Raw genomic sequence first — 20,436 nt, forward strand, 5'->3', positions numbered from 1 at the left:
ATAGGAGTGAATAGTGTGTCAGAAGAAAAAATTTATGATGTCATTATTATTGGTGCAGGACCAGCTGGTATGACAGCTGCAGTATATACATCTCGTGCGAATTTAAGCACATTAATGCTTGAGCGTGGTATCCCAGGTGGCCAAATGGCAAACACAGAAGATGTAGAGAACTATCCAGGTTATGAGTCTATTTTAGGACCAGACTTATCAAATAAAATGTTCGAGCATGCGAAGAAATTTGGTGCTGAATATGCATACGGTGATGTGAAAGCAGTCATCGATGGTAAAGAATACAAAACAATTATTGCTGGTAAAAAAGAATATAAAGCACGTGCAATTATCGTTGCAAGCGGTGCAGAGTATAAAAAAATTGGTGTGCCAGGCGAAACAGAACTTGGCGGCCGTGGTGTATCATATTGTGCAGTATGTGATGGGGCTTTCTTTAAAGGAAAAGAACTTGTAGTTATTGGTGGTGGAGATTCTGCTGTTGAAGAGGGTGTGTTCTTAACACGCTTCGCATCAAAGGTAACAATCGTTCACCGTCGTGACACTCTTCGTGCACAGAAAATTTTACAAGATCGTGCTTTCCAAAACGAGAAAGTTGATTTCATTTGGAATCACACTATAAAAGAAATTAACGATGCAAATGGTAAAGTGGGAAGCGTAACACTTGTAGACGTAAACAGTGGAGAAGAGAAAGAAGTTAAAACTGATGGCGTGTTCATATACATCGGTATGTTACCACTATCAAAACCATTTGTTGAACTAGGTATTACAAATGAAAATGGTTACCTTGAAACAAATGAGCGTATGGAAACGAAAGTTCCTGGTATTTTCGCAGCTGGAGATGTTCGTGAAAAAATGCTACGTCAAATTGTAACGGCAACAGGTGATGGTAGTATCGCAGCACAAAGTGCACAACATTACGTAGAAGAATTATTAGAAGAACTAAAAACAGTATCAGAAAAATAAGGGATAATATGCCTTTTGTGAAGGAAGCTACCGATAGGAGCTTTCTTCTTTTTTTATGAAAATGTCAAAGTTTTGTCAAAAAATATTAGGATTATAAGCTTTCTTATTGATATACTGGACTTTACGGAAAAATCACTATAAGAAATGAGGAATTTATTCAGTATGGAATGGCGTAATATATATCGTGGATTTTGTATGGGCGTTAGTGATTTAATTCCTGGTGTGAGCGGCGGTACAATCGCTGTTGTGTTAGGGATTTATGAACAATTGCTTGCGGCAATTAGTGGATTTTTTAGTCGCGAATGGAAAAAACATTTAGGCTTTTTAATTCCCCTTGCAGCTGGTGTGGCAGCAGCGTTTTTAACGTTAAGTCACGTTATTAAATATTTACTTGCAAATCATTATGAACCGACTCAGTTTTTCTTCCTCGGTTTAATTATTAGTATATTACCGATGTTAATGAGGGAAGCTGATGCAAAGTCGTCGTTTAAAGGTAAGCACATTGTTTTATTAATAGTTGCAGCAATTCTTGTTGCGATCACAGCTTTCTTTAAACCAGATAAGGCAGCAGATCCAATTACGACGTTAACAATTTTAAATGCAATTGGTTTATTTTTCGCGGGCTGGATGGCTAGTATGGCTATGTTGCTTCCTGGAATTAGCGGATCATTTATTTTATTAATTATTGGTGTGTATCCGACAGCAATTAATGCTTTAACTACACTCAACTTACCTTTAATCGTAGTTATCGGTGCTGGTGTTATGGTAGGGTTTGTTGTAAGTAGTAAAGGAATTAGTTTCTTGTTAGATCGTTATAAAAGTATGACATTTGCGGTAATTATTGGACTTGTTATCGGCTCGATTGTAATTGTGTTCCCTGGTATTCCAACTGGAGGATTTTCAATTATAAGTTCAATTATTACCTTTATTTTAGGATTTGCGATTGTTACTTATTTCGGTAAGAAATAAGGACTTTAATCCCCTTGGCGACAAAAATCGTTAAGGGGATTTTTCATGCTATACATTGAAAGTCTAGGCATTTACATTGCTTGTTCTAGAAAGCTTTTTTAAAATTGTTGAGTAGCATGCGCTTAGCGAAAGAGGACTGGCTCCTTCGTTGTAGCAAACTGTTTTTGATAGTATAATGAAATGAGTATGCAGTGAGAAATTTACTGCAAGTAGCTGAGGTGAAGAAACATGCAAAGAGTGACAAACTGTGTGTTAATTAGAGATAATGAAGTACTCTTACTCCAAAAACCTCGCCGAAATTGGTGGGTTGCACCAGGCGGGAAAATGGAGCGTGGTGAGACAGTAAGAGATTCCGTTGTTCGCGAGTATCGTGAAGAAACAGGTATTTATTTAAAGAACCCAGCGTTAAAAGGGGTCTTCACCTTTGTCATCCAAGAAGGTGATAAAGTTGTTTCTGAATGGATGATGTTCTCCTTTTTAGCGACAGATTTTGCAGGAGAAAACAAACTAGAGAGCGAAGAAGGCATCATTGGTTGGCATACATTTGACAAAATTGATGATTTAGCAATGGCACCAGGAGATTATCACATTATTGATTATTTAATTAAAGGAAATGGCATAATCTACGGTACATTTGTATATACCCCAGATTTTGAGTTGCTTTCATATCGATTAGATCCGAGTTAAACCGTCAAGGAGAGGATACGATGACAGAGAATAATGATATAAAAATGGTAATTATTACAGGAATGTCTGGAGCTGGAAAGACAGTAGCTTTACAAAGTTTTGAAGATTTAGGATATTTCTGTGTAGATAATTTACCACCGATGTTATTGCCGAAGTTTATTGAACTTATGGCGGATTCAAAAGGGAAAATGAATAAAGTAGCACTTGGCGTTGATTTACGTGGCCGAGAGTTTTTCGAACATTTATGGGGAGCACTTGATGATTTATCAGAACGTACATGGATTATTCCTCATATTTTATTCTTAGATGCGAAAGATGGCACGCTTGTAACTCGTTATAAAGAAACGAGACGTTCGCATCCACTTGCACCAACTGGTTTGCCGTTAAAGGGAATCGAGATGGAGCGTGGCTTATTAACTGATATGAAGGCACGAGCGAATATTGTGCTGGATACATCGGATTTAAAACCGAAAGAATTACGTGAAAAAATTGTTCATCTGTTTTCAACTGAAACTGAGCAAGCATTTCGTGTAAATGTTATGTCATTTGGATTTAAGTACGGTATTCCAATTGATGCAGATTTAGTATTTGATGTTCGTTTTTTACCAAATCCATATTACATTCCACATATGAAGCCATTAACAGGACTAGATGAAGAAGTTTCGTCGTATGTACTGAAATTTAATGAGACACATAAGTTTTTAGAAAAATTGACGGATCTTATTACTTTCATGCTGCCTCATTATAAAAGAGAAGGCAAGAGTCAACTTGTAATTGCAATTGGATGTACAGGTGGACAGCATCGTTCTGTTACGCTTACAGAATACCTTGGGAAACATTTGAAACCAGAGTATAGCGTTCATGTATCTCATCGTGATGTGGAGAAGAGAAAGGGCCATTAAGGGATGAAAAAAGAGAGAAAACCTAAAATTGTTATCATGGGAGGCGGTACTGGACTCTCTGTTTTATTACGAGGATTAAAACAATATCCAGTTGATATTACAGCAGTTGTTACAATCGCTGATGATGGTGGCAGTTCAGGTAGACTACGTGATGAGCTCGAAATTCCACCCCCAGGTGACATTCGTAACGTACTTGTTGCGTTATCAGATGTAGAGCCGCTGGTGGAAGCTTTATTTCAGCATCGTTTCACAACGGGAGACGGGCTGAAAGGTCATGCGTTAGGAAATTTATTATTAGCGGGTATGACCTCGATTACAGGAGACTTCTTCCATGCGATTACGGAAACGAGTAAAGTGTTAAATGTCAGAGGACGTGTATTACCGGCAGCTAACCAAAGTGCGGTACTTCATGCGGAACTAGAAGATGGAGAAATTGTAACAGGTGAATCAAAGATTCCTTATTCCGGGAAGAAGATTAACCGCGTCTTTTTAACTCCAGAAGATGTAGAGCCGTTACATGAAACGTTGGCTGAGATTAAACGAGCTGATTTACTTGTCTTTGGTCCAGGAAGTTTGTATACGAGTATATTACCGAATTTAGTTGTTAACAAAATCGGGGACGCTGTTCTTGCTGCAAAAGCGAAGAAGGTATATGTGTGTAATGTTATGACACAAGCTGGTGAAACGATGGGATATACTGCGTTTGACCACGTGCAGGCGTTACATGATCATTTAGGTAAACCATTTATTGATACTGCGATTGTAAATAACCGTGATATTCCTTGTGAATTACGTCAGTTATATGAGGAAGAACTGTCGGCACCAGTTGTAGTAGATGAAGAGCGTTTTACAGAGAGCAATATTGATGTCATTCAAGATCAATTAGCGAAGTATGATGATCGTGTTGTAAGGCACGATACATTAAAACTAGCTTCTATTTTATATTCACTGTTGTAGATGTGCGTTGCCTCGTTTGAGGTAACGCTCATCATTTCATATAGGACAAGATTTTTGTTCCAAAGTAATCGTATAAGGAGGTGTTGACTGTGTCATTTGCATCAGAAACAAAGAAAGAGCTAACGAATCTTGAGGTGAAGGAATGCTGTGAGAAAGCAGAATTATCAGCGTTACTTCGAATGAACGGATCGCTTTCTTTTTCAAACCGTCGTCTATCTATCGATATTCAAACGGAGAATGCGGCAATCGCAAGAAGGATTTATACGCTTTTGAAAAAAGGATATGACGTGACGGTAGAATTACTTGTTCGTAAAAAAATGCGATTGAAGAAAAATAATGTATATATTGTGCGGCTTGTTGAGAAGTCTCGCGAAATATTAGCTGATCTTCATATTGTTCGAGACGACTTTTCGTTTATCCGAAATATATCACAAGAATTGATTGAGAAGAAATGTTGTAAACGATCGTATTTACGTGGTGCATTTTTAGCAGGTGGTTCAGTAAATAACCCAGAAACATCATCTTATCATTTAGAGGTCTTTTCGTTATATAAGGAACATAATGATGCTATATGTGAATTGATGAACGGATTTGATTTAAATAGTAAGACGTTGGAAAGAAGAAAAGGGTACATTACGTATTTGAAAGAAGCAGAAAAGATTACGGAGTTTTTAAATATTATAGGCGCTCATAATGCACTTTTAAGATTTGAAGACATTCGAATCGTTCGCGATATGCGTAATTCAGTAAATCGTTTAGTGAACTGCGAAACAGCCAATTTAAATAAAACAATTGGTGCAGCGCTAAGGCAGATTGAAAATATCCGTTATATTGATGAGACAGTTGGTCTTGATATATTACCAGATAAACTGCGAGAAATTGCACAATTACGAAGAGATTATCAAGATGTAACATTGAAAGAATTAGGCGAGATGGTATCCGGGGGGAAAATTAGTAAATCGGGTATTAATCATCGTTTGCGTAAAATCGATGAGATTGCAGAGAAATTACGCGCGGGGGAAGCGGTAGCAAAAAAATAAGAGGTTAAAGGGGAAATGGAGCTGTGTTTCAAAAACGAGTTAAGGTTTCATTAAAAAACGGTTTACAAGCACGTCCGGCTGCGTTGTTTGTACAAGAGGCCAATCGCTTTCATGCGGATATCTTCATCGAGAAAGATGGAAAGACAGTGAATGCAAAGAGCATAATGGGGATTATGAGCTTAGCAATTGGAACTGGTAGCGTGATAACAATTACGACAGAAGGTTCAGATGCAGAAGAAGCGTTAGAAGCATTAGCTGCATATATACAATAAGAAGCTATCGCGCATGTGCGATAGCTTTTTTGTTTTGTTGTTTGTTGGGGGGGCGGGTATGTAGGCGGTGCATGTTTGTCGAGGATTGTCGGTAAGTCGATAAGTTGTGTCGAATCGTCGATATATTAAAATAATCGCCGATATAATTGGAGTTACGGTCGATATATTTGAAAAATCGTTGATATATTTAGAAGGATACTAGCTGGGGTATGCACGTGCGGAGGTTTAATCATAAAAAAAGCGCCCTGTAAGAGGGCGCTTCCGCTTTTAGTTGTATCCAGCTCCAGCGGCTAGAATGGTCGGTGGCTTCGCTTCTTCCGACGAGGTAAAAAGGACCTCTTTGTCAGAAGCTCCATCCTCCTCCCATTTTGAACGAGCCGCTTCCGCTTTTAGTTGTATCCAGCTCCAGCGGCTAGAATCTTCGGTCGTTTCGCCCCTTCATTCGAGGCAAAAAGCGCCTCGGAATCAGGGGCTCCATCGCCCTGCGATTCTGAACGAGCCGCTTCCGCTTTTAAGTATTAACGATTTGTAAAGATCTTATCGATTAAGCCGTATTCTAGAGCTCTTTCAGCTGTCATGAAGTTGTCGCGGTCTGTGTCGCGTTGTAGTACTTCAAGTGGTTGACCTGTGCGGTCAGCAAGAATTTGGTTTAGTTTTTCACGTAAGAATAGGATACGTTTTGCAGCGATTTCGATTTCAGTCGCTTGACCTTGTGCTCCGCCAAGTGGTTGGTGAATCATTACTTCACTGTTTGGAAGTGCATAACGTTTTCCTTTTTCACCTGCTGCAAGTAAGAATGCACCCATAGATGCAGCCATACCGATACAGATTGTTGATACTTGTGGTTTAATAAATTGCATTGTATCGTAAATTGCCATACCTGCTGTGATAGAACCACCAGGGCTATTGATGTAGATATGAATATCTTTTTCTGGATCTTGAGATTCCAAGAATAAAAGCTGGGAAACGATTGAGTTAGCTACGTTGTCATCAATTGCACTACCAAGCATAATGATGCGGTCTTTTAATAGTCGAGAGTAAATATCGTAAGCGCGTTCTCCACGATTTGTTTGTTCAATTACTGTAGGAATTAAATTCATCTGTTATTTCCTCCTTCTAAAGCTTTCTTAGTCTTATAATACAATTATGGTCAATAAAGGTCAAACGAAACCACTTTAAATCAAAAAAATATGTAGTTGTACCATGAATTATTCGCTATGTTTTTGAAATTCCCTGCTTATGTATCTTCAACATCATAACCGAATTACATAAATTTAAACGTCATGAAATCTGTAGTAAAAAGAAAAGAACGCCTTTTTACTGAAGCGTTCTTGTGATAGCTATTCTTTTAAAAGATAGGTTACTTTATTTAAAATCTTTTCGATGTGTTTCGCGTTTTTACTATACATTTCGCTTGCTGATTTCGACTTTGTTTCTAGGGAAAATAGTTCAAGATCAGCATGACATTTTTTTAAAGATGCCAATAATAAAGGCTTGTTTTGAGGAGAAGGCATTTGTAGTTTGTCATTATAAATGTCGATAGTAAGTTGTCCGTATGAATCCACTTGACCGAGAAAGACATTTTCAATAACAACACCGAGCTTTTCTAGTTCAGAATGTAACCAAGCACGGTTATGTCCACTAGAGGATAGAGGTTCATCTAAGACATTGCCATCCATAATAACAGTTTGTGGTTCTTTTTCATTCGGTACTTTTAAGCCAACGTCTTTTGCTGTAAGTGGTTGGCGATCTTTCTTCAATAACACATTTAATTCTCCGCTCGGTTCTAGTACGGCAAATTCAACATCAGCTACGCTGAAAGCATTTTTTCCACGGAGTAGTTCCAGTAATTCGTCACTTGTATATTTTTCTTTCTTTAAGTTGTCTTCGAGTATTTTTCCGTCTTTTATTAATACGGTAGATTTTCCTTCAAAGAAGTCACGAGCTGTTTTGTTCTTTAAAGAGAGGATTCCTGTGAAAAAAGGTACCACAGCGAAAATGAGTATCGCAAAGACGCCGTGGAAAAATTTTGAATCGAGCCCTGTAGATACTTGGGCAGCGATGTCACCGATTGTCATTCCGGCTATGTATTCAAAAAAGGAGAGCTGAGAAATTTGTCTTTTCCCTAACCATTTCGTAATAGCGAATAAAATAATTAATATGAATACAGAGCGAAGAATGACAAGTGTCCATTCCGGCAGGTGAGACATAGTCATTTCCTCCAGTCTACTTAAAACCCTTTATATTGAGGTTCTTCACGTTCTAATAATGAAACTCTATTCTGTAAATCAGCGATGATGCTGTCCATTTCTAACATACATTCATGAAATACGCGTTTTGATTCTTCGTCTTGTGAATTTAATGAAAGGGAGCTTAAACTTGCTTGAGCCCCTCTTACACTGGCAAGGCAAGTTTTTACGCTAGCGATAACAGTCATGCAAACACCTCTTATCCTTTCGGTTTAAATAGTAATGCTCCAATGAAGCCGAAAATAATCGCTGCTGATACACCTGCGCTCGTTACTTTAAACATACCAGTAATTACGCCGACGATTCCATGTTTGGCAGCTTCTTCCATCGCTCCGTGAACGAGGGCGTTACCGAAGCTTGTAATTGGTACTGTTGCCCCGGCCCCAGCGAAATCAATTAGTGGTTCATACAAATTGAATCCATCTAATATTGCTCCAGCAACAACGAGTGTTGCCATCGTATGGGCAGGAGTAAGTTTACCGACATCAAACATAAGTTGACCAATTACACATATAAGTCCGCCAATGACGAAAGCCCAGAAAAAAATCATTGTGTTGCACCTCCAAATTCGATCGATACAGCATGAGCGATACATGGAATTGTTTCTTCTTGTTGGAATGTAAGGGGTGATAGTAAAGCGCCTGTCGCGACAACTAGTATCTTTTTGAATTCTCCTTTTTGCATTCTATTTAATAAATGTCCATACACGACTGTTGCTGAACAGCCTGGGCCACTTCCGCCGGCTATTACAGGTTGACCTTCTCTATAAATGAGTAACCCGCAATCTTGAAATTGTTCACTTGTTACTTTTGTCCCATGTTTATGTAGTAAGTCATAAGCAATTTCGCGTCCAACGTGTCCGAGGTCGCCTGTTACGATTAAATCGTAGTGAGATGCATCGAGATTTCTTTCTCTTAAATGAGCTTCAATTGTATCGACAGCAGCAGGAGCCATCGCGCCCCCCATATTAAATGGATCTGTTAACCCCATATCAACAATGCGCCCAATTGTGGCGGAAGTTACTCTTGGGCCATGTCCTGTATCACTTAAAATAGCTGCGCCTGCGCCGGTCACTGTCCACTGGGCAGTAGGGGGTTTTTGACCACCATATTCAGTTGGATAACGGAATTGTTTTTCCACGGCAGCGTTATGGCTTGATGCACCAGTTAATAAATATTTTGCACCTTTCGCATTTACAATACTTGCGCCAAGTGCTAAGCCTTCCATAGAGGTAGAACAAGCACCGAATAAACCGAGATAAGGTGTACCAAGTGTGCGGCAAGCAAAGCTAGTAGGCGTAATCTGGTTAATTAAATCGCCAGCGAGAACGAATTGAATATCATCTTTTCGAAGTTTCGCTTTTTCTGTAGCGCGGCTACAAGCTTCTTCAAACAAAATTTTATGTGCTTTTTCATAGGAATCTTGTCCGAGCCATAAATCTTCATGAAGGGTATCGAAGTCTTCAGGTATTTTTCCCTTTGCCTCAAAGGGGCCACCGACTACACCTGTTGAGATAATAACTGGTTTGTTTTCGAATACCCATGTTCGGTGTCCTTGTAACATTTACAGACCTCCCCATTGAAAGAGAATCGTTTTAATAAGAGCGATGACGAAAGCTGAAAATACACCAAACAAAATAACTGATCCTGCTAGTTTAAACATGTTACCCCCAACGCCGAGAACAAACCCTTCTGTACGGTGTTCAATACATGCAGCGATAACGGAGTTGCCAAATCCAGTAACAGGCACCGCGGTACCAGCGCCGGCGAATTGCCCAAGGCGATCGTAGACGCCAAATCCCGTCAGTAGCATAGAAATAAAAATAAGAGTTGCAACTGTAGGATTTCCAGCAGATCTTTCAGTAAAATCGAAATAAGTAATATAAAAGGTGGAAATCAGTTGGCCTATTAAACAAATTAATCCCCCGACGAAAAAAGCTTTTATACAATTTTTTAAAACGGGACGCTTCGGTTCGCGCTGTTGTTCGAATTTTTTATATTCTTGTTGTACAGGTGTTAAATTTTTATCTTTACTAGACATTTGAATCCTTCCTTCTCTTTTAGAAAGCTTAAATATTAGATCCCATTTCTGATTGGATGAGTTTCAATTGTTTTTTTATTCCATTTTTACTTACTTTCTTTTTCTTAATTTTGTTTTCAAGTTCTTCTATGAGCATAAAGATCTTTTTGTCTGTACTTACACGAATATCGAAAGTAGGGTTTTCATCACTTAGCTTCTTTTTTAATTTGCTTCGTAACGGTTTTAAACCAAATCTTTCGTGATGTTCAGGTTTGACGGCTATGTAAAGATCTAAATTTGTATTAACTGCGGTTGCTTCTATAATTCCTTCCGTAGCGAGAGCTTTTTTCTTAGCTTCTTGCGATATAGATTGATTAAAGGATTCTGTACTCATTTTTGTTAACTTGGGGCCCTTTTCTTCTTTTGTTCGTTTTGCTTCTTCTTTCTTTACCTTTTTATCTAATGGGCTATTATCACATCCGGTAAGTGAACCGAATAGGACCACAAATAACACGGCTATGATTCCGAGTTTTCGCATTATAATCATTCCATTTCTATTGCATTATGTAATTTGATAGAAAAAGGATGATTGCATATCATCCTTTTTCTATTTCACAGCATGGCGAATCCATTATTGCTGTGTGTATTGTGGTTCTTCTTGCTGGACTTCTTCAACACGTGGGTTTAAAGAATCAATAATCGTTTGTGTTTGCTCTGCAGCTGTTTGGAAAAGTTGCTTTGCTTGTTGGTTATCCGTATCAAGAGCGAATCCCTCTAAGCTAGCTTGTGCACTTTTTAATCCAGAAACAGTTTGCTTTAGTTTTGTAATTACAGTCATTGAATGAAGCCCCCTTTGGAATATCAATTCAAGGATTATAATTTGTGATTTGGAGTAAATTTATGATTGGAAAATTTAGGAGAGGGATGTATTTATATGCTCCTAGCTAAGGTGCGTAAAGGATTAAGGGGATATTTTTATTGATTTAGATGGATTTTATTGCTATTATTATGAGAAGAAAATAAGCAGGTATTTACTTGTTATATTTCACTTCTATTAGAGTTTTTTCGCAAGAAAGTAAATGTGAAAAAGCGGAATGGAAGAAGGCTTAAAACCTTGATAATAAACGGTTTATAAAATTTTATCATGCGCCCATAGCTCAGTCGGATAGAGCGGTGGTTTCCGGTACCACGTCTGCCGGGGGTTCGAATCCCTCTGGGCGCGTCAAAAAGTCCTAACTTACGTTTTGTAGGTTAGGACTTTTTTTATTTCTCTCTTGTTATATCTAGTGATAAGATTTACTATTAGTACTTGATAATAATTAAACAACTTATTATTTTCTTTCAATATTATTCAAATTTCGGTTGTAAGTTGTAAATCTCATTAATACATATAAATTAATAATATTTTGGAATGGGTGTCTGTGATAGCATTCTCCTTTTACCAAACTTATTGTACAATAGAAACAAGGGGGAGATTAGTTTGAAGGCAAGTCTTTTACAAGAACAAAGCTTACGTTTGGCAATGACACAAGAGTTAAGGCAAGCGATTACAATGCTCCAGTATAATGTACAAGAATTATCGGAGTTTTTGTATGAGCAATCGTTAGAGAATCCCCTTATTGAGTTAGGTGGTTTTGAGAGGGAGAAGAAAAAGAGCTCTAACAACAGTAAAAGTACCAGCAAACAAGTCGAGAATCAGATGGAAATCTACAGTGTGGATTCAACAACGATTCAGCAACATTTATTAAATCAAATACAGTATTATAAAATAGATGAAGAAGAGCGAAAAATAGCTTCTTTCATTATTATGAACATGGATGGAAATGGGTATTTACAAGAAACGAATGAAGAGTTAGCGGATCTCCTTTCCGCACCGATTCATGAAGTCGCCCGCTTTGTAGAGCTTGTCCAATCACTCGAGCCAGCAGGGGTAGGAGCGCGTAATATTCAGGAATGTCTAATTTTACAATTGAAGCGCTTACAAAGGCGGAATGGATTAGCTGAAGAGATTATAGAGGATCACTTCGCTTATTTCGTGAAGAAAGATTGGCGAAAGCTCGTTCAAGTGTTGAAGTGTAGTAATGAAGAATTGCAATCAGCAGTGAACTGTATTACGTCATTACAGCCGAAACCAGGTCTTGCGTTTTCTTCTGATAAGCCACTGTATATCGTGCCTGATATGGCGGTGAAAAAAGATGGTGATCGTCTCGTTTTACAAATGAACGAGAGAAATATGCCGAGAATTGAAATTCATTCTGAGTATAGTGCGCTTCTGAATAATAGTGAAAGTGAAGTAGCATCTTATGTATCAGAAAAGTATCAGCATGTGCAGTGGATTATGCGCAGTTTAAAACAGAGAAAACAAACGCTTTTGCAAGTGATGACTATTATTATGGAGAAACAACGTGATTTCTTCTGGGAAGGTCCAGAATATTTAAAACCGCTTGCTTTAAAAGAGGTAGCAGAAGAGTTAAGTGTGCATGAGTCTACAATTAGTCGGGCAACGCGAAATAAATATGTGCAAACACCACACGGTTTATTTGAGATGAAATCGTTCTTTAGTAATGCTATTTCGACTACTGAAGATGAAGCAGTTTCTACGAAGCGTGTGAAACGATTTATCCAAACGCTTGTTGAGGCGGAGAATAAGAAAAAGCCACTTTCAGATCAAAAGATTTCAAAATTATTAGAAGAAGAGCATGAAATCGTTATTTCTCGAAGAACAGTGGCGAAGTATAGAGAACAAATGCACATTCCAGCGTCATCATTACGAAAAACGATCGGATAGGTGAAGAATATGAAAGTTGTACTGTATACAAAAAAAGATTGTGGCCTTTGCGTGCAGGCGAAACAAGTATTACAGGAAGTACAATGTGAATATTCTTTTCAAATCGAGGAAATAAATATATATGAAGATAATGACCTTTTAGAAAAATATCACCTAATGATTCCGGTTGTAGAAATAGACGGAAAACAAGTAGAATATGGTAACATTCACAAAGGTGTCATAATAAACTATATAAAGAATGCAGTTAAGAGTTGAATAAGTTTCTATCTCCTGTTACAATAATACACGTAGCAGGGATTATTTTTTTAACCTATGTGGGACACAAAATGTCACTACGGGACGTAAAGTGACCACGAGGAAAAATGAACCAATGTAGTGAGGAGAAAAGATATGCGCTCATGGATTCAGAACACAAAAAAATTATTACCTGATCTGCTACCTGTTATGCAAACGAGAATGCAAATTCTTCAATACATTAGGCTCATGCAGCCGATTGGAAGAAGAAACTTGTCAGCAAGTCTCGGTATGACAGAACGAGTATTGCGAAGTGAAGTTCAAGTTTTGAAAGAACAAAACTTAGTTCACGTCGCTTCTTCTGGAATGACTTTGACAGAAGAAGGAACAGCTTTAGTTCTTGCTTTGGAAGACTTTATGAAAGAAATTTCCGGGTTAAAGGTTTTAGAAAAGCAACTTAAGGAAACATTAGACTTGGATGAAGTTTTCGTTGTCCCTGGTGATAGTGATGAATCACCTTGGGTCAAACTGGAGATGGGCCGTGCTTGTGTGACTTGTATAAAAGACCGTCTGACAGCGAATAATATCGTTGCTGTGGCTGGAGGAACTACGCTAGCTGCTGCTGCGGACATGATGCAGCTTGATTGCAAAGATTTACATATGCTATTTGTCCCAGCGCGTGGTGGAATTGGAGAGGGCGTCGAATTAGAAGCCAATACGATTTGTGCCAAGATGGCGCAAAATACGATGAGTAATTATCGCTTATTGTATGTTCCAGACCATGTTAGTAGCGAAGCATATGCGTCTATTGTGACAGAGCCTTCCGTGAAAGAAGTTCTTGAGTTGATTCGATCTTCCAATATCGTCATTCATGGAATAGGTGATGCGTTAACAATGGCACGTCGCAGAAATACTTCAGAAGCAGATTGGTTAAAGATTCAAGCAAGCGAAGCAGTAGGCGAAGCTTTCGGTTACTACTTTAATGAACAAGGAAATGTTGTTCATAAAGTGAGAACAGTTGGTATGCAACTTGAGGATTTACAACATGTATCTCACGTTGTTGCAGTCGCTGGAGGTTCTTCAAAGGCAAAGGCAATACAGGCTGTAATTAAACAAGGGCACACTTCAATTCTAATTACAGATGAAGGTGCAGCAAAACAGTTAACAAAGGGTATTACCCTTTAATATAATCCCCCAAGGAGGAAATTCAAATGACTAAAATTGGTATTAATGGATTTGGACGTATCGGACGTAACGTATTCCGCGCAGCTCTTAACAACTCTGAGGTAGAAGTAGTAGCAATCAACGACTTAACAGATGCTAAAACATTAGCTCACCTTTTAAAATATGACACAGTTCACGGAACTTTAAATGCAGAAGTATCTGCTAACGAAAACAGCATCGTTGTTAACGGTAAAGAAATTAAAGTTATCGCTGAGCGTGACCCAGCTCAATTACCATGGAGCGACTACGGAGTAGAAGTAGTAGTAGAATCTACTGGCCGTTTCACTAAAAAATCAGACGCTGAAAAACACTTAGGTGGATCAGTTAAGAAAGTTATCATCTCAGCTCCAGCTTCTGACGAAGATATCACTGTAGTTATGGGTGTTAACCATGAACAATACGATGCAGCTAACCACAACGTAGTATCTAACGCTTCTTGTACTACAAACTGTCTAGCTCCATTCGCTAAAGTATTAAACGAAAAATTCGGCGTAAAACGCGGAATGATGACAACAATTCACTCTTACACTAACGACCAACAAATCTTAGACTTACCACACAAAGATTTACGTCGTGCTCGTGCAGCAGCTGAAAACATGATTCCAACATCTACTGGTGCAGCTAAAGCTGTAGCATTAGTATTACCAGAACTTAAAGGTAAATTAAACGGTGGCGCTGTACGTGTTCCAACTGCTAACGTTTCTCTTGTTGACTTAGTTGTTGAACTTGACAAAGAAGTAACAGTTGAAGATGTAAACGCAGCATTCAAAGCAGCAGCTGAAGGCGAATTAAAAGGTATCCTTGGATACAGCGAAGAGCCATTAGTATCTATCGACTATAACGGATGTACAGCTTCTTCTACAATCGATGCATTATCTACAATGGTAATGGAAGGTAACATGGTTAAAGTACTTTCTTGGTACGATAACGAAACTGGTTACTCTAACCGCGTAGTAGACCTAGCAGCATACATGACTTCTAAAGGTCTTTAATTCTTAATTATATAAGTAATCAATGACAAAACGAGGGAGAGGGTTTGTTCCCTCTCTCTCTTCTTTCGTTTTAAAAGCAAATGTGTTAAGCTTTTGAGTGGGTTTTGTCAATCCTAACTAGTAGTCGGAGGGAAATCCAATGAACAAAAAATCAATTCGTGACGTAGATTTAAAAGGTAAGCGTGTATTTTGCCGCGTTGATTTCAACGTACCTATGAAAGAAGGCAAAATTACAGATGAAACTCGTATCCGTGCAGCTCTTCCTACAATTCAATATTTAGTAGAGCAAGGTGCGAAAGTTATTTTAGCAAGTCACTTAGGCCGTCCAAAAGGTCAAGCAGTAGAAGAATTACGTCTTACTCCAGTAGCAGCACGTTTAGGCGAGCTTCTTGGTAAAGATGTTAAAAAAGCAGACGAAGCATTCGGACCAGTTGCGCAAGAAATGGTTGCAGCAATGAACGAAGGCGACGTATTAGTTCTTGAAAACGTACGTTTCTATGCGGGCGAAGAAAAGAACGATGCAGAACTTGCGAAAGAATTTGCAGCTCTTGCTGATATCTTCGTAAACGATGCATTCGGTGCAGCTCACCGTGCTCACGCTTCTACAGCAGGTATCGCAGACTACCTACCAGCAGTATCTGGATTATTAATGGAAAAAGAGTTAGATGTACTTGGAAAAGCACTTTCTAACCCAGAACGTCCATTCACAGCTATCATCGGTGGTGCGAAAGTAAAAGATAAAATCGGTGTAATTCGTCATCTATTAGACAAAGTAGATAACTTAATCATCGGTGGCGGACTTGCTTACACATTCGTTAAAGCTTTAGGTCATGAAATTGGTCTATCTCTATGTGAAGACGACAAGATCGAACTAGCTAAAGAATTTATGCAACTTGCAAAAGAAAAAGGCGTAAACTTCTACATGCCAGTTGATGTTGTAATCACAGAGGAATTCTCTGAAACTGCAACAACTCAAATCGTAGGTATCGACTCTATCCCTTCTACTTGGGAAGGCGTGGACATCGGTCCTAAAACACGTGAAATTTATGCAGATGTAATTAAAAATTCTAAGCTTGTTGTATGGAATGGACCAATGGGTGTATTCGAAATGACTCCATTCGCAGAAGGTACAAAAGCAGTAGGACAAGCATTAGCAGATGCAGAAGATACATACTCTGTTATCGGCGGTGGTGACTCTGCAGCAGCTGTTGAAAAATTCGGTATGGCTGATAAAATGAGCCACATTTCTACTGGCGGCGGTGCGTCATTAGAATTCATGGAAGGCAAAGAGCTTCCAGGTGTAGTTTGTCTTAACGACAAATAAGTAGCAGCCAAAGAAAAAGGACGGTGCAAAGCATGCGTAAACCAATTATCGCAGGTAACTGGAAAATGAATAAAACTCTATCTGAAGCAGTTAGCTTCGTAGAGGAAGTTAAAGGTCAAATCCCAGCAGCTTCAGCTGTTGATGCAGTAGTTTGCTCTCCAGCTCTATTTTTAGAGCGTTTAGTAGCTAAGGCTGAAGGAACTGATTTACAAGTAGGTGCACAAAACATGCACTTCGAAAAAAATGGTGCATTCACTGGCGAAATTAGCCCAGTAGCACTTAGCGACTTAAAAGTAGGCTACGTAGTACTTGGCCACTCTGAGCGTCGTGAAATGTTTGCTGAAACAGATGAGTCAGTAAACAAAAAGACTCTTGCAGCATTTGAACATGGTTTAACACCAATCGTATGTTGTGGTGAGACTTTAGAAGAGCGCGAAAGCGGAAAAACATTTGATCTAGTAGCAGGTCAAGTGACAAAAGCACTTGCAGGTTTAACAGAAGAGCAAGTTAAAGCAACTGTTATCGCTTATGAGCCAATCTGGGCTATCGGTACAGGTAAATCTTCTTCTTCTGCAGATGCAAACGAAGTATGTGCGCACATCCGTAAAGTTGTTGCAGAAGCTGTTTCTACAGAAGCTGCAGAAGCTGTTCGTATTCAATACGGCGGTAGCGTAAAACCAGAAAACATTAAAGAGTATATGGCACAATCTGACATCGACGGCGCTTTAGTTGGCGGTGCTAGCTTAGAGCCTGCTTCGTTCTTAGGTCTTCTGGGGGCGGTAAAATGAGAAAGCCAACAGCTTTAATCATTCTTGATGGTTTCGGACTACGTGAAGAAACTCATGGGAATGCTGTAGCACAAGCTAAGAAACCTAATTTTGATGGTTACTGGAACAAATTCCCTCACACAACGCTTACAGCTTGTGGTGAGGAAGTAGGTCTTCCAGAAGGTCAAATGGGTAACTCTGAGGTTGGTCACTTAAATATCGGTGCTGGCCGCATCGTATATCAAAGCTTAACACGCGTAAACGTTGCAATTCGTGAAGGTGAGTTCGATCAGAACGAAACTTTCCAAAATGCAATTAAAAGCGTAAAAGAAAAAGGTACTGCTCTTCATTTATTCGGTTTACTTTCTGATGGTGGTGTGCACAGTCACATGAACCATATGTTTGCTCTTCTTCGCTTAGCAGCAAAAGAAGGCGTGGAGAAAGTTTATATCCATGCATTCTTAGACGGCCGCGATGTTGGACCACAAACAGCAAAAGGTTATATCGATGCAACAAATGAAGTAATTAAAGAAACAGGAGTAGGACAATTCGCGACTATCTCTGGTCGTTATTACTCTATGGACCGTGACAAGCGTTGGGATCGCGTAGAAAAATGTTACAGTGCTATGGTAAATGGTGAAGGCCCTACTTATAAATCAGCAGAAGAGTGTGTAGAAGACTCTTATGCGAACGGTATCTATGATGAATTCGTATTGCCGTCTGTAATTGTTAACGAAGATAACACGCCAGTTGCAACAATCAATGATGATGATGCAGTTATCTTCTATAACTTCCGTCCAGACCGTGCAATTCAAATTGCTCGTGTATTTACAAACGAAGACTTCCGTGAGTTCGATCGTGGTGAAAAAGTACCTCATATTCCTGAATTCGTTTGTATGACACATTTCAGTGAAACTGTAGATGGTTACGTGGCATTCAAGCCAATGAACCTTGATAACACATTAGGTGAAGTTGTTGCGCAAGCGGGATTAAAGCAACTTCGCATCGCGGAAACTGAAAAGTATCCGCACGTTACATTCTTCTTTAGCGGTGGTCGTGAGGCTGAATTCCCAGGAGAAGAGCGTATTTTAATTAACTCACCGAAGGTTGCAACGTATGACTTGAAACCTGAAATGAGCATTTACGAAGTAACGGACGCTTTAGTAAATGAAATCGAAAATGATAAACATGATGTTATCATTCTTAACTTTGCAAACTGTGATATGGTTGGCCATTCTGGGATGATGGAACCAACAATTAAAGCAGTAGAAGCAACTGACGAATGTTTAGGAAAAGTTGTAGAAGCGATTCTTGCAAAAGATGGTGTAGCACTTATTACTGCTGACCATGGTAATGCTGATCAGGAGTTAACTGCTGATGGTGGACCAATGACAGCTCATACAACTAACCCGGTTCCTTTCATCGTTACAAAAAATGATGTAGAGCTTCGTGAAGGTGGTATTTTAGGAGATATCGCTCCAACAATGCTTACGCTTTTAAATGTGGAACAACCGAAAGAAATGACAGGTAAAACAATTATTAAATAATTTGCTTATATAAAAAGGAGAGAATTTATTATGTCAACAATTATTGATGTTTATGCTCGCGAAGTCCTTGACTCTCGTGGTAACCCAACTGTAGAAGTAGAAGTTTACACAGAAAGCGGCGCTTTCGGACGCGCTATCGTACCAAGTGGTGCATCTACTGGTGAGCACGAAGCAGTAGAATTACGTGACGGTGACAAATCTCGTTACCTTGGTAAAGGTGTTCTAAATGCAGTAAACAACGTTAACGAAGCAATCGCTCCAGAAATCGTTGGTTTCGACGTAACTGACCAAGCTGGTATCGACCGTGCTATGATCGAATTAGATGGCACTCCAAACAAAGGTAAACTAGGTGCTAACGCTATCCTTGGTGTATCTATGGCAGTAGCTCACGCAGCAGCTGACTTCGTAGGTCTTCCATTATACCGTTACCTTGGTGGATTCAATGCAAAACAATTACCAACTCCAATGATGAACATTATCAACGGTGGTTCTCACGCTGATAACAACGTAGACTTCCAAGAGTTCATGATCTTACCAGTTGGTGCTCCAACATTCAAAGAATCAATCCGTATGGGTGCTGAAGTATTCCATGCACTTAAAGCTGTATTACATGACAAAGGTCTTAACACTGCAGTAGGTGACGAAGGTGGATTCGCTCCAAACCTTGGTTCTAACCGTGAAGCATTAGAAGTAATCATCGAAGCTATCGAAAAAGCTGGTTACAAAGCTGGCGAGAACGTATTCTTAGGAATGGACGTTGCTTCTTCTGAGTTCTACAACAAAGAAACTGGTAAATATGACCTTGCAGGCGAAGGCCGTACTGGCTTAACTTCTGCAGAAATGGTTGATTTCTACGAAGAGCTTTGCAAAGACTTCCCAATCATCTCTATCGAAGATGGTTTAGACGAAAACGACTGGGATGGTCACAAATTATTAACTGAGCGTATCGGTGATAAAGTACAATTAGTTGGTGACGACTTATTCGTAACTAACACTCAAAAACTTGCTGAAGGTATCGAAAAAGGTATCTCTAACTCAATCTTAATTAAAGTTAACCAAATCGGTACTTTAACTGAGACTTTCGAAGCTATCGAAATGGCTAAACGTGCTGGTTACACAGCAGTTGTATCTCACCGTTCTGGTGAAACTGAAGATGCTACAATCGCTGACATCGCAGTTGCAACTAACGCTGGCCAAATCAAAACTGGTTCTATGAGCCGTACTGACCGTATTGCTAAGTACAACCAATTATTACGCATCGAAGACGAACTAGGCGAAATCGCTGTTTACGATGGTATCAAATCTTTCTACAACATCAAACGATAATTGTAGAAAATAACGACAGACCGTGAGAAATCACGGTCTGTTTTTTTATCCCGCGTTAACGGACAGTAAAATCCCCACCTCAAAATTCAGTTGGAGCAAAGAAGTTAGGTGGGAGATCAACTGTCCGTAAACGTCCGATTGGTTCAACTAATAATCAGTGGGGGATG

Annotated in this window: 23 protein-coding genes and 1 tRNA gene; 16 read left to right on the plus strand and 8 right to left on the minus strand. The window is 39.2% G+C overall.

Annotated elements, in window-relative coordinates; translation table 11 throughout:
- Nucleotides 1-15: 15 nt before the first annotated feature.
- The 7 genes from trxB to ACUN0F_RS07200 all read left to right on the plus strand — a co-directional run bounded on the left by trxB (nt 16) and on the right by ACUN0F_RS07200 (nt 5,799).
- Complete coding sequence (gene trxB, locus ACUN0F_RS07170; protein WP_001288065.1) at nt 16-972, plus strand: thioredoxin-disulfide reductase; 957 nt, start codon at nt 16-18, stop codon at nt 970-972.
- A 162-nt stretch (nt 973-1,134) separates the two neighbouring features.
- Complete coding sequence (locus ACUN0F_RS07175; protein WP_000455199.1) at nt 1,135-1,941, plus strand: DUF368 domain-containing protein; 807 nt, start codon at nt 1,135-1,137, stop codon at nt 1,939-1,941.
- Nucleotides 1,942-2,169: 228 nt separating this feature from the next.
- Nucleotides 2,170-2,628: an NUDIX hydrolase gene (locus ACUN0F_RS07180; RefSeq protein WP_001190080.1), complete on the plus strand. Its 459-nt coding sequence runs from the start codon at nt 2,170-2,172 to the stop codon at nt 2,626-2,628.
- 20 nt (nt 2,629-2,648) lie between these two features.
- Nucleotides 2,649-3,530: an RNase adapter RapZ gene (rapZ, locus tag ACUN0F_RS07185; RefSeq protein WP_000138461.1), complete on the plus strand. Its 882-nt coding sequence runs from the start codon at nt 2,649-2,651 to the stop codon at nt 3,528-3,530.
- A gap of 3 nt (nt 3,531-3,533) precedes the next feature.
- Nucleotides 3,534-4,487: a gluconeogenesis factor YvcK family protein gene (locus tag ACUN0F_RS07190; RefSeq protein ID WP_000712181.1), complete on the plus strand. Its 954-nt coding sequence runs from the start codon at nt 3,534-3,536 to the stop codon at nt 4,485-4,487.
- An 89-nt stretch (nt 4,488-4,576) separates the two neighbouring features.
- On the plus strand, nt 4,577-5,527 hold the full coding sequence (whiA, locus tag ACUN0F_RS07195; RefSeq protein ID WP_000006567.1) for a DNA-binding protein WhiA: 951 nt from the start codon (nt 4,577-4,579) through the stop codon (nt 5,525-5,527).
- 23 nt (nt 5,528-5,550) lie between these two features.
- Entirely contained in the window at nt 5,551-5,799 is a 249-nt protein-coding gene (locus ACUN0F_RS07200) for an HPr family phosphocarrier protein (RefSeq protein WP_097857053.1), read from the plus strand.
- A 518-nt stretch (nt 5,800-6,317) separates the two neighbouring features.
- Here ACUN0F_RS07200 and clpP read toward each other — a convergent pair.
- The 8 genes from clpP to ACUN0F_RS07240 form a co-directional block, all read right to left on the minus strand.
- Nucleotides 6,318-6,899: an ATP-dependent Clp endopeptidase proteolytic subunit ClpP gene (gene clpP / locus ACUN0F_RS07205; RefSeq protein WP_001049163.1), complete on the minus strand. Its 582-nt coding sequence runs from the start codon at nt 6,897-6,899 to the stop codon at nt 6,318-6,320.
- 240 nt (nt 6,900-7,139) lie between these two features.
- Complete coding sequence (locus ACUN0F_RS07210) at nt 7,140-8,009, minus strand: DUF421 domain-containing protein (RefSeq protein ID WP_046955590.1); 870 nt, start codon at nt 8,007-8,009, stop codon at nt 7,140-7,142.
- Nucleotides 8,010-8,029: 20 nt separating this feature from the next.
- On the minus strand, nt 8,030-8,236 hold the full coding sequence (locus ACUN0F_RS07215) for a DUF1657 domain-containing protein (protein ID WP_076541641.1): 207 nt from the start codon (nt 8,234-8,236) through the stop codon (nt 8,030-8,032).
- An 11-nt stretch (nt 8,237-8,247) separates the two neighbouring features.
- Nucleotides 8,248-8,598 carry a stage V sporulation protein AE gene (gene spoVAE / locus ACUN0F_RS07220; RefSeq protein WP_000575919.1) on the minus strand — a complete coding sequence of 117 codons (351 nt, stop codon included), beginning with the start codon at nt 8,596-8,598 and terminating at the stop codon, nt 8,248-8,250.
- Nucleotides 8,595-9,611 (minus strand): stage V sporulation protein AD, encoded by a 1,017-nt coding sequence (gene spoVAD / locus ACUN0F_RS07225; RefSeq protein WP_262744826.1) that lies wholly within the window; start codon nt 9,609-9,611, stop codon nt 8,595-8,597. The genes spoVAE and spoVAD overlap by 4 nt, the downstream gene beginning before the upstream one ends.
- On the minus strand, nt 9,612-10,088 hold the full coding sequence (gene spoVAC / locus ACUN0F_RS07230; RefSeq protein WP_002034730.1) for a stage V sporulation protein AC: 477 nt from the start codon (nt 10,086-10,088) through the stop codon (nt 9,612-9,614). It abuts the gene before it with no gap.
- Nucleotides 10,089-10,116: 28 nt separating this feature from the next.
- On the minus strand, nt 10,117-10,605 hold the full coding sequence (locus tag ACUN0F_RS07235) for a YhcN/YlaJ family sporulation lipoprotein (protein ID WP_264461684.1): 489 nt from the start codon (nt 10,603-10,605) through the stop codon (nt 10,117-10,119).
- A 93-nt stretch (nt 10,606-10,698) separates the two neighbouring features.
- A complete protein-coding gene (locus ACUN0F_RS07240; protein WP_002124076.1) occupies nt 10,699-10,905 on the minus strand; it encodes a DUF1657 domain-containing protein in 207 nt (68 codons plus the stop codon).
- Nucleotides 10,906-11,213: 308 nt separating this feature from the next.
- Here ACUN0F_RS07240 and ACUN0F_RS07245 point away from each other — a divergent pair.
- The 9 genes from ACUN0F_RS07245 (at nt 11,214) to eno (ending at nt 20,269) form a co-directional block, all read left to right on the plus strand.
- Nucleotides 11,214-11,289: transfer RNA gene (locus ACUN0F_RS07245), tRNA-Arg, on the plus strand.
- 258 nt (nt 11,290-11,547) lie between these two features.
- Nucleotides 11,548-12,855, plus strand: a complete 1,308-nt coding sequence (gene rpoN, locus ACUN0F_RS07250; protein WP_445539304.1) for an RNA polymerase factor sigma-54 — start codon at nt 11,548-11,550, stop codon at nt 12,853-12,855.
- Between the two features lie 9 nt (nt 12,856-12,864).
- Nucleotides 12,865-13,110 carry a glutaredoxin family protein gene (locus tag ACUN0F_RS07255; protein WP_060632839.1) on the plus strand — a complete coding sequence of 82 codons (246 nt, stop codon included), beginning with the start codon at nt 12,865-12,867 and terminating at the stop codon, nt 13,108-13,110.
- Between the two features lie 135 nt (nt 13,111-13,245).
- A complete protein-coding gene (cggR, locus tag ACUN0F_RS07260) occupies nt 13,246-14,274 on the plus strand; it encodes a gapA transcriptional regulator CggR (RefSeq protein ID WP_001258183.1) in 1,029 nt (342 codons plus the stop codon).
- A 26-nt stretch (nt 14,275-14,300) separates the two neighbouring features.
- Nucleotides 14,301-15,305, plus strand: coding sequence for a type I glyceraldehyde-3-phosphate dehydrogenase (gene gap, locus ACUN0F_RS07265; RefSeq protein WP_000161234.1), 1,005 nt, complete (start codon nt 14,301-14,303; stop codon nt 15,303-15,305).
- A 139-nt stretch (nt 15,306-15,444) separates the two neighbouring features.
- Nucleotides 15,445-16,629, plus strand: coding sequence for a phosphoglycerate kinase (locus ACUN0F_RS07270; protein WP_001036333.1), 1,185 nt, complete (start codon nt 15,445-15,447; stop codon nt 16,627-16,629).
- Between the two features lie 32 nt (nt 16,630-16,661).
- Nucleotides 16,662-17,417 carry a triose-phosphate isomerase gene (gene tpiA / locus ACUN0F_RS07275; RefSeq protein ID WP_001231045.1) on the plus strand — a complete coding sequence of 252 codons (756 nt, stop codon included), beginning with the start codon at nt 16,662-16,664 and terminating at the stop codon, nt 17,415-17,417.
- The gene (gpmI, locus tag ACUN0F_RS07280; RefSeq protein ID WP_001231145.1) at nt 17,414-18,943 is read left to right on the plus strand and encodes a 2,3-bisphosphoglycerate-independent phosphoglycerate mutase; all 1,530 of its coding nucleotides are present in this window, start codon (nt 17,414-17,416) and stop codon (nt 18,941-18,943) included. The genes tpiA and gpmI overlap by 4 nt, the downstream gene beginning before the upstream one ends.
- Before the next feature lie 30 nt (nt 18,944-18,973).
- Nucleotides 18,974-20,269 carry a phosphopyruvate hydratase gene (gene eno, locus ACUN0F_RS07285; protein ID WP_000103948.1) on the plus strand — a complete coding sequence of 432 codons (1,296 nt, stop codon included), beginning with the start codon at nt 18,974-18,976 and terminating at the stop codon, nt 20,267-20,269.
- The last annotated feature ends 167 nt before the right edge of the window (nt 20,270-20,436 follow it).

This window comes from Bacillus sp. 1A (genome assembly GCF_052682215.1).

Coding starts and splice junctions, on each gene's coding strand:
- ACUN0F_RS07240 (WP_002124076.1), bottom strand. CDS start 10,905: ATGACTGTAATTACAAAACTAAAGCAAACTGTTTCTGGATTAAAAAGT.
- ACUN0F_RS07270 (WP_001036333.1), top strand. CDS start 15,445: ATGAACAAAAAATCAATTCGTGACGTAGATTTAAAAGGTAAGCGTGTA.
- gpmI (WP_001231145.1), top strand. CDS start 17,414: ATGAGAAAGCCAACAGCTTTAATCATTCTTGATGGTTTCGGACTACGT.
- ACUN0F_RS07180 (WP_001190080.1), top strand. CDS start 2,170: ATGCAAAGAGTGACAAACTGTGTGTTAATTAGAGATAATGAAGTACTC.
- rapZ (WP_000138461.1), top strand. CDS start 2,649: ATGACAGAGAATAATGATATAAAAATGGTAATTATTACAGGAATGTCT.
- ACUN0F_RS07175 (WP_000455199.1), top strand. CDS start 1,135: ATGGAATGGCGTAATATATATCGTGGATTTTGTATGGGCGTTAGTGAT.
- ACUN0F_RS07215 (WP_076541641.1), bottom strand. CDS start 8,236: ATGACTGTTATCGCTAGCGTAAAAACTTGCCTTGCCAGTGTAAGAGGG.
- spoVAE (WP_000575919.1), bottom strand. CDS start 8,598: ATGATTTTTTTCTGGGCTTTCGTCATTGGCGGACTTATATGTGTAATT.
- ACUN0F_RS07255 (WP_060632839.1), top strand. CDS start 12,865: ATGAAAGTTGTACTGTATACAAAAAAAGATTGTGGCCTTTGCGTGCAG.
- spoVAC (WP_002034730.1), bottom strand. CDS start 10,088: ATGTCTAGTAAAGATAAAAATTTAACACCTGTACAACAAGAATATAAA.
- ACUN0F_RS07190 (WP_000712181.1), top strand. CDS start 3,534: ATGAAAAAAGAGAGAAAACCTAAAATTGTTATCATGGGAGGCGGTACT.
- cggR (WP_001258183.1), top strand. CDS start 13,246: ATGCGCTCATGGATTCAGAACACAAAAAAATTATTACCTGATCTGCTA.
- eno (WP_000103948.1), top strand. CDS start 18,974: ATGTCAACAATTATTGATGTTTATGCTCGCGAAGTCCTTGACTCTCGT.
- tpiA (WP_001231045.1), top strand. CDS start 16,662: ATGCGTAAACCAATTATCGCAGGTAACTGGAAAATGAATAAAACTCTA.
- ACUN0F_RS07235 (WP_264461684.1), bottom strand. CDS start 10,605: ATGCGAAAACTCGGAATCATAGCCGTGTTATTTGTGGTCCTATTCGGT.
- spoVAD (WP_262744826.1), bottom strand. CDS start 9,611: ATGTTACAAGGACACCGAACATGGGTATTCGAAAACAAACCAGTTATT.
- clpP (WP_001049163.1), bottom strand. CDS start 6,899: ATGAATTTAATTCCTACAGTAATTGAACAAACAAATCGTGGAGAACGC.
- gap (WP_000161234.1), top strand. CDS start 14,301: ATGACTAAAATTGGTATTAATGGATTTGGACGTATCGGACGTAACGTA.
- ACUN0F_RS07210 (WP_046955590.1), bottom strand. CDS start 8,009: ATGTCTCACCTGCCGGAATGGACACTTGTCATTCTTCGCTCTGTATTC.